This window comes from Methylocaldum sp. 14B, from assembly GCF_002005105.1.
Classification (GTDB): Bacteria; Pseudomonadota; Gammaproteobacteria; order Methylococcales; family Methylococcaceae; genus Methylocaldum.
In genome coordinates this window covers 78,707-92,893 of sequence record NZ_MSCV01000013.1, presented here as the reverse complement: position 1 = coordinate 92,893, position 14,187 = coordinate 78,707, and the positions used below count along the sequence as shown (strand labels likewise).

Here is a 14,187-nt window from a genome sequence, read left to right as displayed (position 1 = left end):
CGTTCGCAGAACGAGACCGCTGTGCAGGAGACTAGGAATGGACGTGCAAATCATTGAAAAGGACGGCGCGAAATGGGCGATGATTCCATATGACGACTATCTGTCCCTCGTGGAACTGGCCGAATTGGCGGCGGACATGGCGTCCGACGTCAAAACCGAGGAACGGCTTGTGCCGGGCGAAGAACAACTTCCGGACGACTTGAAGGCGCGCCTTTTGGCCGGAGAGAACGCCATCCGGATCTGGCGCGAGTTCCGCGGGCTGACGCTGGAGGAACTGGCCGAGCGGGCTGGCATAACGGAATCGTTCGTTGCCCTTGTCGACCGGGGACGGCCGACATGCCGAATCGACAAGCTCAAGCGTATTGCCGAAGTGTTAGGCGTGCACCTGGAAAATATCCTTCGCACGGTATAGTCAAGGCCTCCACCATGCGAAGCGGATGCGGTCGTTTGACGCATCGGCAATTTGAAGGTCTACCGCGCGAGCTCGAGCACTGCGGCATAGATTCCCGCTACCACTTGGGCCATTCTCCGGTAGTCCAGCGTGTCGGTGGCGGCATGATAGTTCGGATTACGATAGAAAGCCGTATCGGTGATCATTACGGCCGGATAGCCTGCTTCCCAATAATTGAGATGGTCCGAGAAGTCGACGCCCGGGAGAAAGCGCGGAGCATTGATCGAATGCACCGGCAAGCTTGAGGCGTTGGACATCGCCTTCTTGATACTTCGCACCAGCCGTCCCTCCCCTATCCTTCCCACGACGGCGATGAAGTTTCCGGTGGTCGGATAGAAAAGCGAAAGTCCCGGCGCGGGAAATGACTGGCTGTCTTTCGCATCGGTGAAATAGCCGATCATTTCGAGCGCAAGCATCGCGCGTACGTTCGCCCCCTTCGCCTTGAGCGACTGGGCATGCACGGCACTCCCCATGTGCTCGCTCCTGAAAAATGGCGGTTCCTCCAGGGTATAGGCTACGAGATCCACCCGGATTGCGAGATCGGCTTTGCCCAGTAGTCCCGCCAGTTCGATCAATCCGGCGACGCCGCTCGCGTTATCGTCGGCTCCGGGATAGGGACCGGCCGTATCGTAATGTGCGCCGACGACGATCCGCTCCTCGGACGGCGGGCCAAAACTAGCCATGATATTGCGGTAAGTCGTTCGGCCGACCCGGAACGGCTGGTCCGCGGTTTTGCCCTGCGCTTGCTCGAACGCCGAACGGATATACGATGCCGCGCGATCGAGATTATCCGGATGACCGGCATCCCTTGGCCCTAGCATCTCCGACAAGGTTCGGACATCGGCTTCCAGGCGCCCGGGATCGATGGTGGGCGGCGCGGCCTCGTCCGTGCCGGCAAACGAGGGCTCCGCCAGACAGAACCGGAGTGCAATCACCAGAAAGCATGCCCAGGCTAGTACGATTGCTCCGCAAACCGACATGGGCGAACGATTTCGGACATCCATGCAATACACTCCAGACAACCGTGGAACTGCACGGCTCCAATTCCGCTTTCAAGACAGGCATACTGAAAACCCGCGCGGCGAGGGTCAACAGTAACCATTGGATCGCCGCCGAGTCTTTCCGTTCGGCATCGCCGGGACTCCGCGAGCGGTCGAATACCTTGCCGAGGAATCCCACCGAGATTTTGTCTAAGCCTTCGTCGAACTCTCGAAAAACCAGTCGCCTAGCGCTTTGACAGAAAGAGGACGGCTGAAGAAAAAGCCTTGAGCTTGATCGCAACCTTCATCCCGCAGAAAGGCCAATTGCTGCTCCGTTTCGACGCCTTCGGCGATAACCGTCAGTCGAAGGCTGTGGCCCAGGCTGATCACTGCGCGGGTTATCGCAAGATCATCCTGATCATCGATGATGTCGCGCACGAAGGACTGATCGATCTTCAGCTTATCGATCGGGAATCGCTTGAGATAACTGAGGCTTGAATAGCCCGTCCCAAAATCGTCGATAGCCAGCTTTACGCCCATGTCCTTGAGCTTGTGCAAGCGTTTCTGAATCGATCCCTCTCCTTGCATGACGATTCCCTCGGTCAACTCGAGTTCAAGATACTCGGGCTCCATACCCGTTTCTCCCAACACCCGTGCGACGAGGTCTTCGAATCGCTGAACGAATTGTGGCGAGGCAATGTTGACGGCAACCGGAACCTTGGCGAAACCGAGGGATTGCAAGTACACGTTTTGGCGGCAGGCCTCGCGGATCACCCATTCCCCGATCGGAACGATGAGGCCGCTTTCTTCGGCGATGGGAATAAACCGGCCCGGCGCTACCCGGCCCCATTCCGGATGCTGCCAGCGGATCAAGGCCTCGAGGCCTACCAATCCGTGCGTCTCGATATCGTACTGAGGCTGATACTCCAGCAAGAATTCGTCACGTTCCAGAGCCTGCCGCAGACCGCTTTCGATCGTAAGCCGCTCCAGCACGGCGGAATTCATGCTTTCGGTAAAGAATTGATAAGTATTGCGTCCTTTTTCTTTAGCGTGATACATGGCGGTATCGGCATGTTTGACCAAGGATTCCACGTCGCCGCCGTCCTGCGGATACATGCTGATGCCGATGCTCGGCGTGATGCTCAGCCGGTAATCCTCGATGACATAAGGCTGCGCGACCACGCTCAGAATCCTTTCGGCGGTCTGAGCGGCCGAGTCGCCTCCCGTTTCCGGGAGCAGTACGACGAATTCGTCGCCTCCCAGCCGGGACACGGTGTCCGTATCCCGCAGGCATCCCCGCAAGCGGCCCGCAATGCTCCGCAATAGCCCGTCGCCGACATGATGTCCCAGGGAATCGTTGACCGTTTTGAATCGGTCGAGATCCAGAAACAGCAGGGCCGTTTCTTTCTTGTCACGGGCTGAAAGCGCTAAGGCCTGCGCAGCCCTGTCCATCAACAAGGCACGGTTCGGAAGCCCTGTTAGCGCATCGTAAAAAGCGAGACGCTGGATCCGGTCCTCGACCCGACTGCGCTCGATGGCGATCGCAGCGGTATGAATCGCCGTCTCTACCAGCCTGGCGTGTTTGTCCGAAGGCCGCTGCGGTTCGCGATAGTAAACGGCAAAGGTACCGATGACGTTTTGCCTCGCGTCGAAAATGGGTGTCGACCAACAGGCGCGAAGTCCGTACTGCTCGGCGAGATCGCGAAAGGCGGCCCAACGGGGATCCGTCCGAATATCGCTGGTAATTACCGTTTGCCGGTGAAATGCCGCAGTGCCGCAAGATCCCACGGAAGGTCCGATGGCGATGCCGTCTATTTGCCGGTTGTAATCGTCGGGAATACTCGGGGCGGCCCCATGCCGCAAATGAACGCCGTCCTTATCCAGGAGAAGCACCGAGCAGAGTATTTTGTCATCCTGCTGTTCGATCGTACGCGCCAGTGCAGCCAGGGTATGCTCGAGGGGCGCTCCGTTGGCGATCATCTCCAGCATGTCTCTCTGGCCGCGCAACAAGGCCTCGGTACGTTTGCGCTCGTTTTGTTCGATCACAAGAGCGGCGAGATTGGCCACGGCAATGGCGAAAAAGCGTTCTTCCGCAGACCAGCTGAGCGTTTCGCCGGTGTGCTCGCAGCATAGGACGCCCTCGACGCGCCCGAAGACGTGTATCGGCACATCGAGCATCGAGCTGATCCGTAAAGGACGCAGGTACACAGCGGAAAACTCGGCGGTAGAAGGATGATGACACGCATCGTTCGCCACGATGGCTTCCTCGGTTTCAAGTCCTTTGAAATAGCTCGGAAAATCCTCCTGGCGTAATGTCATCCCGGAACTGTGCCGTTGCCGGGAGCGCTCGTAGAGATCCATGCATTCGATGGCGAGCCGGTCTTCGGTAAACCGCCATACACTGATGCGCTCGATGTCCAACTCCGTCGCGGTGGTTCGAGTCAGCAGGCGAATCGCCTCGAGGGCATCCTCAGCCGAAAAAATTTCGCTACGCGTTAGCGAGGCCAGCGCGCGTTGTTGCTCCAGCAAGGAGTTGCGGTTTCGCCGAAGCCGTTCCTCCGATTGCATTAGTGTATCTACCTTCATCCACCACCCCGTTGAGAACGACTCGCATCGGTCGCGTTCAAAGCCCAATGCCTTGAAAACCGTTTCGGCAGTACGCTACCGATCTCGCATAGGCCGTTCCGAATCGCTGCATTCGTTATGGCCGATCGGGCCGCTGCTAACCGCGATCGACTGTATAGGAGCTAAGTATGGGACATTTTCATCGGGTTAACGGTACGCCCCTCAATTCTAAGGCGAGTATCGTAAAGGTGAGCGCCTGGCACGGTCCAGCGAACAACCGCCAATCTTTCGACGCCCGTCTGTCGTTAAATCCGGAGACGGCCGTCGGACGGGTCTTTGCGTTGCCGTTCTGGGGAGCAATGAGCCGGCCGAGGAGTCAAAGGGCAAAGTCTGCCGTGAGCGGTCATTGATAAAACACAAGGATCTCCGCATTGTGAAGTGCAACCATCGTTCGTCTCGACCGCCACACGCCTGAAAAATGCAAGCGCATTCGACATTGCAACGCCTAAAGCCCGGTAGAACCGTTACGCTGGTCGGCACGCTCGGAATCGTGTTCGGCGACATCGGCACCAGTCCGCTTTATGCCATGCGCGTCGCCTTCAGCGGACCTCACGCCATTGCGCCCAGCGAGACCAATATACTCGGCGTGCTGTCGCTTATTTTCTGGTCGCTGATCGTGATCGTCTGCCTGAAATATGCCGCGATCATGCTGCGGGCCGACAACCGAGGCGAAGGCGGAATCATGGCCTTGGTATCGCTTGCGTCTCGCGCTGCGATCGATTCACCCCGCCGGCGACGCGTAATCGTTCTGATCGGTCTCATCGGCGCCGCCTTATTTTATGGCGACGGCATTCTCACACCCGCAGTTACGGTTACGAGCGCCGTCGAAGGCCTGGCGGTCGTGGCTCCGAAACTCAACGAATTTGTCGTGCCGGTGACCCTGGCGATCCTGACCCTTTTATTTCTTCTCCAACGCAAGGGTACGAGTCGTGTCGGCCGGCTGTTCGGCCCGATCATGCTCCTATGGTTTTTTTGCCTCGGAATCCTCGGTGCGCGCAGCATTCTCGCTACCCCGCAGGTATTGGTAGCAGCGAATCCGTGGTACGGCGCTCGTTTTTTGATCGAAGAGGAATGGTATTCGCTGGTGGTCCTGGGCGCGGTTGTCTTGGTGGTGACCGGAGCCGAAGCTCTTTATGCGGATATCGGCCATTTCGGCGTTCGGCCGATTCGCATGGCCTGGTTTGCCGTGGCTCTTCCGGCCCTGTTGCTGAACTACTTTGGCCAAGGCGCATTGCTGCTGCGCGAATCGGAGGCTACCCAAAATCCGTTCTACCTTCTAGCACCGGAATGGGGAGCCCTCCCGCTGCTCATATTGGCGACGATTACGACGGTGATTGCCTCCCAAGCCGTAATTTCCGGGGTATTCTCGACGACGTTGCAGGCGATCCAGCTTGGTTACTTGCCGCGGGTGCGTATTTATCACACGTCGCTGTTTTTCCCCGGCCAAATCTACCTGCCGACCGTCAATTGGCTTTTATTGGCCGCAGTCTTTACCCTGGTCGTGCAATTCGAATCGTCCCAACGATTGGCCGCCGCTTACGGCATCGCCGTTACCGGCACGATGGTCATCACGAGCCTGTTGGCTTTCTTCGTATTCAAAAGGCTCTGGCAATGGAGATGGATGACCAGCCTGGCGGTCGTAGGCTGCTTCTTGATTATCGACACCGCCTTCCTTATGGCCAATAGCTTGAAATTCACCCAAGGCGGGTGGATTCCCCTTGGGGTTGGCGTTGTCCTGTTTACCGTGATGACCACCTGGCAACAAGGACGCACGTTGCTCGGAAAACGCTTGAACGAAAGAGCGATATCGTTCGAAACCTTGCTCATGCGTTTTCACGCAGAACCGCCGCGGCGTATTCCCGGAACCGCCATTTATCTCACAGCCGGCCGCCGGGGTGTCCCTCAGTCCCTCTTGAACAATCTGGCGATCAACAAGATTCTGCACGAACGGGTGATCGTGCTGACCGTAATCGTCAAAGACGTGCCCTGGGTGCCTCGCTCCGAACGCATCAAAATCAGGCACTTCGGCGACGAGTTATACCGAGTCAAGATTTACTTCGGTTTCAATCAGGAGCCCAATGTGCCGGACGCCCTGGCCTTGTGCAAAGAACGGGACCTCGAGATCGATTTGGCCAATGCCTCGTTTTTCTTCAGCCGGGAAGCCGTCATTTCGACGCCCCGCCCGGGTATGGCTCTCTGGCGCGAGCGCCTCTTTATCCGCCTGGCGCGCAATACCGAGAGCGCCATGGACTTTTTCAGAATACCTCCGGACCGTGTGATCGAACTCGGGACCGTGGTTGAAATCTAACTGGCTCCGCTTCGTAAACTGAAATCGTTCGCAATGGCTTTGAATTTTTCTCTTCTACTAAGTGACAGCGTACCTCACGATAGGAGCTCGACGTGTATTCGCCAGAATATGGACGGCAAATGAACGTATCGTCCCTCACCATCCTGATCCGCCGATGGCACTTGATCGTCGTATCCGCGATAGTGCTGCCGCTTGCGGCCTGCACCAGCATTCGGTTCGGTTATAACCATGCGGATACCTTGCTGATCTTCCGGCTTGATGAGTATTTCGATCTGGAAAAGACGCAGAAAACCTTGGCTAAAGATCGAATCAACGCGTTACTGGCCTGGCATCGCGCGACGCAATTGCATGCTTATTCGGCCTTACTCGACGACATTCGGACGAAAGCAAAGGGGCCGATGACGCCATCCGAGGTTACTGATTTTCAACAGAGGATCAACCGACGCCTGGAAATACTCGGCGAGCGGGCCGCCCCGGAAATCGCCAGGCTCGCACTGACGCTCAAGCCTAATCAGATCGCGCAGGTACAGCGCGAACTCAGCGATGACAATGCACAATTCCGAAAGAAATACGGTTATCTGCATAACAGCGCGGACAATGCCCCCGGAGCCAAGGCGAAGCTTTTTATCAAGCGTGCCGAGTTTTGGCTCGGGAAACTCACCGACGAACAACGAACCATCATCCGAAACGCCATAGCCGGACGCGACAACGGCAACTACACCTGGGCAGACGAGCGCGAAGCACGGCAGCGCGATTTTCTAGCCCTGCTTTCGAAAATCCAGGAACGGAAGCCGGAGGAGCGAGTCGCAACGGACTGGATTCGCACCTATTTCGCCGAACTGGCCGACCAAACAGACCCCCAGCGGCGCGCCTATATTCAGACCCTACGTCAGTCGAATGCGGAGTTGATCGCCAAAGTAATTACGTCCGCAACGCCCGAACAGCGAGCTGCCCTGGACGAGAAATTACAAGGCTATGCCGCCGACCTTGCCGCCTTGGCCGGAGAAGATCGCAGGTTTGGACAGTGGACTTTTCCATCGCGCCCGAACGAAAAATTAAGAGGACCGGAAACGAAGAGCTTCCGAAGTTCTCCTTAGCGTCGTTTTTCGCTCTGCCCATGGCCTAACCGTGGGGCGGAATTGTTCGTTTTTTGTCTCGAAAAACAACAAACGATAAGTATCCGGCCCGCCCAAGTACCGATCGCAAGATCTCGAAATCCACAGAAATTCACGGCTATCGCGATCTTGGTCTTCATGGCCGGCAGCCTGCCGGTCAGTGAACCAGTGTGCCTTTTCGGTGTCGGGAAGGAGAAGCGATTCAAGAAATTCTATGGAGCATGCGATTATGGTCCGATTAAGCTTCGAATCCGTCATTCCGGAACATGCTGTTACTTTGGGTCCGGCCCCGTATTTTCGAATCAGCGGTCATGTGATTCGCCAAGGTCCGGACAACGAAATCGTGGGGCGCTATCAAAACCACTTCTGGGAGATTCAGGGCAATTTATTTTCCCGATGCGACTGCCGGACCGGCGCCTCGATTCATTTTGAGGACACCTTTGGCGGCGGGTCCGAACGTTTCGGTCCTTTCGAGCATTTCTTCATATCCGACGGAAGCGTCTACACGGATCACGAACCGTTCGCCCGGTTCCTCGAAGAGGAGCGATGTTGGCAGCACGGCGACACGAACGTTTGCTGGCCGGTTCTTGTCATATGCTGACTGCCGAACCGGGCCGACTCCGATCTTCGCGACATAAGCGGTTTTGGATAAAGCGATGCCATCGCGGTATCCTTGACCTATTATCGTTCGGTGGCGAAGAGCGCTGCACCCCGAGGATTCGATCTTGTCAGGCAACTACACTGCCAGACGTCCCCCAAGCCTCGCCTCCTCGTCCAAATCTCGTGCAGCGCATCGGGCCTCACCCCACCAGGCGGTTTTCCCCAACGAAACGTTGCAGCCCGGTTGGACTTCGTATGGAACCATGTCAGGCCTATCCGGACGGCACCAAAGGAGAAGCATTATGTTGAGAGTGTATGCCGGCAATCTCCCCCCGGATATGACGGAACAGGAGTTTACCGAACTATTTGCGGCCTATGGACGAGTACGCTCGATCGAATTGGCTCGCGATATCTTTTCGGGACGTTGCCGCGGCTTCGGCTTCGTCGAGATGGAGGGTCATGAGGCGCGTGCGGCGATCGCCGGATTGAACGGCCGCAATCTGCGGGGCAACACGCTACGCGTTAACGAAGAGCGGCCGCGCGGCCGGCGCGGCGGCGGTGGCCGCCGACGTTAGCTGGAAAAACTCTGCTAACTCGAATGTCCCCCAACTTTCCGCATACTCGAGCTACAATGATTTTATCCACGTAGCCGAATTTCGATCCGCAATCGCGGGTCGTTTGAGTTCTCGGCGAAAAGCGTTTCTTCCGAAAAAAATTCTTGAGCCGGCTTGGGGGGCTCGTCGATGACTCGCAGACTGATCCAGTGTCTTCTGATGGTTGTGCCTGTTCTCATGGCAGGCGGCTGTTCCGGTCCTTCCACGATGCAAAAACATCATCGGATTCACCATGGAAGCCTTCACCAGAAGGCCGTAGCACCCGCGGCCTCGATGGCGCAATCGGCGGATGCATCGTCGCGGCTTCGCGCGATGTCTTCCGTCTCGATTACCTCGGGTATGTTCCCGAAGCCCGTGGCCCTGGAAACGCAAGTCGCCTTCTGGCGCAATGTCTACGGCGTCTGGAGCCGTTCTCAAGTCGTTCTGCACGATAACCGTTTTCTGGATGTGATTTATGAAGTGATTCAGCTCCCCGGCAATATCACCGAGGGCTATACCCCGATCCAGAAAGAACTGGTGCGCGAACGGACAGCCTATTGGCAGTCCCGATTGCGCGACCTGGAACAAAAGGTCTCTGCGGGAATTCCTCTGACCCAGGACGACCGAAGACTGGCCGTGAAGATCAGTCCACGCGGGGATCTCAAGACGGCACTACTGGGCGCGAGCGAGCGGCTCCGCGGTCAGCGCGGCCTTCGCGAGCGCTTCAAGAGGGGTTTGGAAATCAGCGGTCGTTATGATCGCCACTTTCGGGAGATTTTCCGCCACGCGGGCCTCCCCGAGGATTTAGCGCATTTGCCCCATGTGGAATCGTCGTTCCAAACGCAGGCGCGTTCCTCGGCAGGCGCCGTGGGCGTGTGGCAGTTTACGCGCGGGGCGGCCGAGCGATTCATGAACGTCAACACGATCATCGACGAGCGCCTGGATCCCATCGCTTCGGCTCACGGCGCCGCCCGTTATCTAAGCTATGCCTACGGCAAGCTCGGCAGCTGGCCCCTGGCAATCACGTCCTACAATCATGGCATTTCGGGCATGATGCGCGCGAAGCAGTCTTTCGGCCATGACTTCATGCGGATCGTTTCCGATTACGACCATCCCCAATTCGGTTTCGCTTCCCGTAATTTCTACGCCGAATTTCTGGCAGCACGGGAGGTCGCCAGTCAGCCCGAACGTTTCTTTGCCGAGGGCATACGATATGAAAAGCCTCTTGACTGGGACCGTGTCGTCATAACGCAGAATACCTTCGTTTCGACTTTGGCTCGTCAATACGCAACCGACAAGTCTCAGCTCATCGCCCTGAATGCGGCCTGGAGCGGACCGGCTCAGTCCGACAGGGCGGCTTTACCCGCCGGCACGGCGGTCTGGCTACCCTCGGGTACACTCCGGCAGATCGCGTACCGGGCGCAGCAGAATCGTCTGGCAGCGCAGCAACCGGAAAACAAAGGGGCATCAGCTCACGTTAAGGTAAGCTATCCCGGCAACGTCAAGGCCGGCGGCACCGCGACCAGAACCAATGCGTCATTAAGCCCCAAGAACGGCAACTACAAGCTGGCAAAAACTCAGGCGTTCGCTCGGTGAAAAAAGCGGACGGTTGTGGTTGATCGAAAGGTTAAAGTGGTACTTGCCATACCGCCGTGCTGTCGATGTTCCATGTTCGAATACGTTTTCTACGATCGGACTAGCTTCTTTGACGAAATTGGAGTAGGCTGCACATAGTTTGTCGCGGCGCAAGACCGGTCTTCGCCACGAGGATACGGAATTTTCCTTTCAGTCAATGCCTTAACGGCACCTGCTAGTCCCCGCCTCCTCCCGCAAACCGCACGCGGTGCGTCCTTCGGGTCCGCCCTGTGGTCACAGCAACAGTGCTCGTGCTCGACCGGTGCCACGCTCGTCGTGGCAGGCAAGAGCCAGGAAAGTTCGAATGCCCTTTGAGTCTCTCAGCCTATCCAACATCCCGTCACGCATTGTCGCCGATCAAGCCCACACGGCTCCCACGCCGATCCAATCGCAGACCATTCCAGCCGTACTAAATGGAGGTGATTTGCTAACCGAAGCCCAGACGGGTATCGGCGGCAGAATACGTACGTCGCATAGGCCGTACCGGCTCGAACAACGATGCAGCATCGCCGGTCTTTCGACACGAAACTTTACAGCTGAAAAACATCGAGCAGCTGCTTGGCCGCAAACTTCCCGCTCTTCCTTCACCGGAAGGCTATACACCGCAAACAGTCGGAAATCCTGGTCCACAGATTACCCGGCTGATGCGGCAATCAACGCCGAGGCGCGGATCGATCGGTCCATGCCCTCGGATCATTCAACCATGACGCCGCCTATCTTGGTTGCGCCCACAGGAGACAATCCATGCTGAGAATTTATGCCGGAAATCTGCCGGCCGATACTACCGAACGGGAGTTCAACGAACTTTTTGCGGAATACGGCCGGGTACGCTCGATCGAACTGGCTCGCGACATTTTTTCCGGTCGTTGCCGCGGCTTCGGCTTCGTCGAGATGGAGGGCCACGAAGCGCGCGCGGCAATCGCCGGACTGAATGGCCGCAACTTGAGGGGCAACAGTCTTCGGGTTAATCAGGAGCGTCCCCGCGAGCGGAGCGGCCGCGGCCGGCGACGTTAAGTACCGGGCGAGTGAACCGGACTAATATACGAAAGCTTTCGTGTCCAGCACGAACTTTTACCTACAGAATCCTTTCCAGAAAAGGTGTTTATTAATAGACCCAGCGCACCCGCGATTACGGGCTCGATCTGTGTTTATTAAGTGTTTTTTGTTTGTTTTCCTATCGAGGAATTTTTGATGAGTACGAAATTGTATGTCGGCAACCTGAGCTACAGCATTGACAACAGCGAGCTGGAGCAACTCTTCGCCCCACATGGTACGGTGCAGTCCGCGAACGTGATCATGGATCGCGAAACCGGCCGCTCCAAAGGCTTCGGCTTCGTAGAAATGGGTACCGATCAACAGGCCCGAGCCGCAATCAGCGCCCTGCATGGCAAAGAGGTCGGTGGACGTAGCCTCACCGTTAACGAGGCCCGCCCCCGCGAAGAAAGATCCGGCGGCGGTTTCGGTGGCGGCCGACGCAGCGGCGGATTCGGCGGCGGCGGACACCGCTATTGATATTCGCTAAACCGGCGGCAGAGCCCCGCCTCGGCGCCGGTTAGAATCCGTTCCGGCCTCTCCGAACTCGGAAAGGCCGGAACGACTTACCCGCTAAGTCACTCTTCGGACAGCACCTGCGATCGCAGGGCGCCATTCTTCATCGTTTGCCCGTTTTCATTCCGGGCAAAGGGGTGGTACGTCCATTGCGGCAATCTGTTCGCGCAGTTCAAGTATCCGGTCGTGCCAGTAACGCGGCGTATTGAACCACGGAAATGCGATCGGGAAAGCGGGGTCATCCCAGCGTCTTGCGATCCATGCGGTGTAGTGAATCAGCCGCAGGGTGCGCAGCGCTTCGATTAAATGCAGCTCGCGGGTATCGAACTCGAAAAAACTTTGGTAACCGGAGAGCAAAGGACTCAATTGCTGCGTCATCTCCGTACTGTCTCCCGACAACAGCATCCACAAATCCTGGATCGCAGGCCCCATGCGGCTGTCGTCGAAATCGACGAAATGCGGACCATCGTCCGCCCACAACATATTTCCGGGATAGCAATCTCCGTGCAGCCGCAGCGTGCGCACGGAACCCGCGCGCTCGAAACAGCGTCTCACGCCCGCTAGCGCTTGATTCGCCGCTTCCCGATAAGCGTCGACGATGTCCGCCGGAATCACGCCGTGAGACAGCAGATAATCTCTGGGCTCTTCGCCGAAACTGGCGATATCCAGGGCAGGACGGTGCCGATACGGCTTGAGCGAACCGACAGCATGAATACGGCCGATTAGCCGCCCCATTCGCATCAATGCGGCGTGGTCGTTGAATTCCGGAGCATATCCGCCTTGGGTCGGAAACACGGCGAAGCGAAAGCCGCCGAACTCGTGCAATGTCGAGCCTCCGGCACCCGGCAAGGCCGGCACGACCGGCAATTCGGACTCCGCAAGCTCCCGAACGAAGGCATGTTCTTCGAGAATGGCGGCTTTGCTCCACCGTCCGGGTCGGTAGAATTTCACGACCACCGGCGATCCGTCTTCCATGCCGACCCGATAAACACGGTTCTCGTAGCTGTGGAGCGCCAACAGGCTGCCGTCGCTGTGAAAGCCTGCGCTGTCCAATGCGTTCATGACGCAATCGGGTGTTAAGGACGAAAAGGGATGGACGTCTGTGACCGTATTCATGAACGCCATTCTACAGGTTGCCATCCTCGTCTCTCCCAAAAAGCGCAATCTAAGATTAGATTTTTGATTATCCTTGAGCCGGCAACGCTCCGCACTTCAAACTCTACGTATAAACCCTAATGAAAATTAAGCTCACGCCTTATGAAGCCCGCGTCATCGGTTGTTTGATCGAGAAGGAAATCACCACCCCCGAACAATATCCCCTATCGCTCAACGCCCTGACCAATGCGTGCAATCAGAAAAGCAATCGCGATCCGGTGCTCGATCTCGACGAAGCGACGGTGCAGCAGATAGTCGATGGACTCGTAAAGAAATACCTCGTCAGTGCCGGCAGCGGATTCGGCAATCGAGTCACCAAATACCAGCACCGGTTCTGCAATGCGGAATTCGGCGATCTGAAGCTCTCCAAGCAAGAGACTGGTATCGCCTGCGAGTTGCTACTTCGTGGGCCGCAAACGCCGGGCGAATTACGCACCCGGACCGAGCGCCTATGCAAGTTCGGCGACGTGCAGGAGGTCGAGAACACGCTGGCCAAGCTGATGAATCGGGAAGAGCCTCTGATCGCGAGATTGCCGCGCGAGCCGGGAAAGCGCGAATCCAGGTTCATGCATTTGTTTTTTGGCGAAGACCAGCTAACGGCGAACAGCGAGGATACGGAAAGAGAGCTTGAGCTTTCGGTTTCCGAGCGCGAACGGCTGGATCGCCTGGAGCGATTGGTCGATGAATTGAAGACAGACGTGAATCGGCTCGAATCGAAATTGGCCTCGCTCACGCGTGGGTCATAGGATCGGCATCGCCCGCCCTACTCGGCTGGTTTGCGTCTCGATGCCTTGAGTCGTCCGTGTTTGTCCTTGCTGTCCAACCGCCTTTTCCGAGAGCTTCTGGTCGGGCGAGTCGATTTTCGCGTCTTGCGGGTGGCCGCGGCGCTTTTTATCAGCGAAATCAGCCGCGCAAGCGCATCCTCCCGATTCTGTTCCTGGCTTCGAAACTGCTGAGCCTTGATAATGACGAAGCCTTCGCTCGAAACGCGCTGATCTTTCAGCGTCAGCAGTTTTTCCTTATACACTTCGGGCAAGGACGATGCCCTGATATCGAAGCGCAAATGAATGGCCGTCGACACCTTGTTAACGTTCTGCCCGCCCGCTCCCTGGGCACGCGTGGGGTTGAGTTCCACTTCGGAGAGCGAAAGGCAGACCTGGTTCGAAATTTTCAACAC

General features: G+C 57.2%; 13 protein-coding genes. 9 read left to right on the top strand and 4 right to left on the bottom strand.

The features are described from left to right. Positions 1-37 precede the first annotated feature (37 nt). Positions 38-412, top strand: a complete 375-nt coding sequence (locus B2A78_RS11605; protein WP_077730152.1) for a helix-turn-helix transcriptional regulator — start codon at positions 38-40, stop codon at positions 410-412. 59 nt (positions 413-471) lie between these two features. Here B2A78_RS11605 and B2A78_RS11600 read toward each other — a convergent pair whose 3' ends face one another. Continuing rightward, positions 472-1,455 (bottom strand): M28 family peptidase, encoded by a 984-nt coding sequence (locus tag B2A78_RS11600; RefSeq protein ID WP_143735151.1) that lies wholly within the window; start codon positions 1,453-1,455, stop codon positions 472-474. A gap of 186 nt (positions 1,456-1,641) precedes the next feature. Continuing rightward, a complete protein-coding gene (locus B2A78_RS11595) occupies positions 1,642-4,017 on the bottom strand; it encodes an EAL domain-containing protein (RefSeq protein WP_077730150.1) in 2,376 nt (791 codons plus the stop codon). 457 nt (positions 4,018-4,474) lie between these two features. On the opposite strand from B2A78_RS11595, the gene B2A78_RS11590 reads away from it, so the two are divergent. The 7 genes from B2A78_RS11590 to B2A78_RS11560 all read left to right on the top strand — a co-directional run bounded on the left by B2A78_RS11590 (position 4,475) and on the right by B2A78_RS11560 (position 11,819). Beyond that, positions 4,475-6,364 carry a potassium transporter Kup gene (locus B2A78_RS11590; protein WP_077730149.1) on the top strand — a complete coding sequence of 630 codons (1,890 nt, stop codon included), beginning with the start codon at positions 4,475-4,477 and terminating at the stop codon, positions 6,362-6,364. Between the two features lie 119 nt (positions 6,365-6,483). Then, a complete protein-coding gene (locus tag B2A78_RS11585) occupies positions 6,484-7,461 on the top strand; it encodes a DUF6279 family lipoprotein (protein WP_077730148.1) in 978 nt (325 codons plus the stop codon). A 247-nt stretch (positions 7,462-7,708) separates the two neighbouring features. Beyond that, the gene (locus tag B2A78_RS11580) at positions 7,709-8,080 is read left to right on the top strand and encodes a hypothetical protein (protein ID WP_139841173.1); all 372 of its coding nucleotides are present in this window, start codon (positions 7,709-7,711) and stop codon (positions 8,078-8,080) included. 301 nt (positions 8,081-8,381) lie between these two features. Continuing rightward, entirely contained in the window at positions 8,382-8,654 is a 273-nt protein-coding gene (locus tag B2A78_RS11575; protein WP_077730146.1) for an RNA-binding protein, read from the top strand. A gap of 378 nt (positions 8,655-9,032) precedes the next feature. Next, positions 9,033-10,268, top strand: a complete 1,236-nt coding sequence (locus tag B2A78_RS11570) for a lytic transglycosylase domain-containing protein (protein WP_240502495.1) — start codon at positions 9,033-9,035, stop codon at positions 10,266-10,268. A 783-nt stretch (positions 10,269-11,051) separates the two neighbouring features. After that, complete coding sequence (locus B2A78_RS11565; RefSeq protein WP_077730145.1) at positions 11,052-11,321, top strand: RNA-binding protein; 270 nt, start codon at positions 11,052-11,054, stop codon at positions 11,319-11,321. A gap of 177 nt (positions 11,322-11,498) precedes the next feature. After that, positions 11,499-11,819 carry an RNA-binding protein gene (locus B2A78_RS11560; protein ID WP_077730144.1) on the top strand — a complete coding sequence of 107 codons (321 nt, stop codon included), beginning with the start codon at positions 11,499-11,501 and terminating at the stop codon, positions 11,817-11,819. Between the two features lie 156 nt (positions 11,820-11,975). On the opposite strand, the gene B2A78_RS11555 is transcribed toward B2A78_RS11560, so the two are convergent. After that, positions 11,976-12,995 carry a serine/threonine protein kinase gene (locus tag B2A78_RS11555; RefSeq protein WP_240502494.1) on the bottom strand — a complete coding sequence of 340 codons (1,020 nt, stop codon included), beginning with the start codon at positions 12,993-12,995 and terminating at the stop codon, positions 11,976-11,978. Between the two features lie 95 nt (positions 12,996-13,090). Between B2A78_RS11555 and B2A78_RS11550 the strand changes: the two genes are divergently transcribed. Continuing rightward, positions 13,091-13,756, top strand: coding sequence for a DUF480 domain-containing protein (locus B2A78_RS11550; protein ID WP_077730143.1), 666 nt, complete (start codon positions 13,091-13,093; stop codon positions 13,754-13,756). Positions 13,757-13,773: 17 nt separating this feature from the next. Here the strand turns inward: B2A78_RS11550 and arfB are convergent, their stop codons facing one another. Next, the gene (gene arfB / locus B2A78_RS11545) at positions 13,774-14,187 is read right to left on the bottom strand and encodes an alternative ribosome rescue aminoacyl-tRNA hydrolase ArfB (RefSeq protein WP_077730142.1); all 414 of its coding nucleotides are present in this window, start codon (positions 14,185-14,187) and stop codon (positions 13,774-13,776) included.

Bases quoted from the DNA above. Each gene is read 5' to 3' on its own strand.
- B2A78_RS11605 (WP_077730152.1), top strand. From the start codon at position 38: ATGGACGTGCAAATCATTGAAAAGGACGGCGCGAAATGGGCGATGATT.
- B2A78_RS11600 (WP_143735151.1), bottom strand. From the start codon at position 1,455: ATGGATGTCCGAAATCGTTCGCCCATGTCGGTTTGCGGAGCAATCGTA.
- B2A78_RS11595 (WP_077730150.1), bottom strand. From the start codon at position 4,017: ATGAAGGTAGATACACTAATGCAATCGGAGGAACGGCTTCGGCGAAAC.
- B2A78_RS11590 (WP_077730149.1), top strand. From the start codon at position 4,475: ATGCAAGCGCATTCGACATTGCAACGCCTAAAGCCCGGTAGAACCGTT.
- B2A78_RS11585 (WP_077730148.1), top strand. From the start codon at position 6,484: ATGAACGTATCGTCCCTCACCATCCTGATCCGCCGATGGCACTTGATC.
- B2A78_RS11580 (WP_139841173.1), top strand. From the start codon at position 7,709: ATGGTCCGATTAAGCTTCGAATCCGTCATTCCGGAACATGCTGTTACT.
- B2A78_RS11575 (WP_077730146.1), top strand. From the start codon at position 8,382: ATGTTGAGAGTGTATGCCGGCAATCTCCCCCCGGATATGACGGAACAG.
- B2A78_RS11570 (WP_240502495.1), top strand. From the start codon at position 9,033: ATGTTCCCGAAGCCCGTGGCCCTGGAAACGCAAGTCGCCTTCTGGCGC.
- B2A78_RS11565 (WP_077730145.1), top strand. From the start codon at position 11,052: ATGCTGAGAATTTATGCCGGAAATCTGCCGGCCGATACTACCGAACGG.
- B2A78_RS11560 (WP_077730144.1), top strand. From the start codon at position 11,499: ATGAGTACGAAATTGTATGTCGGCAACCTGAGCTACAGCATTGACAAC.
- B2A78_RS11555 (WP_240502494.1), bottom strand. From the start codon at position 12,995: ATGGCAACCTGTAGAATGGCGTTCATGAATACGGTCACAGACGTCCAT.
- B2A78_RS11550 (WP_077730143.1), top strand. From the start codon at position 13,091: ATGAAAATTAAGCTCACGCCTTATGAAGCCCGCGTCATCGGTTGTTTG.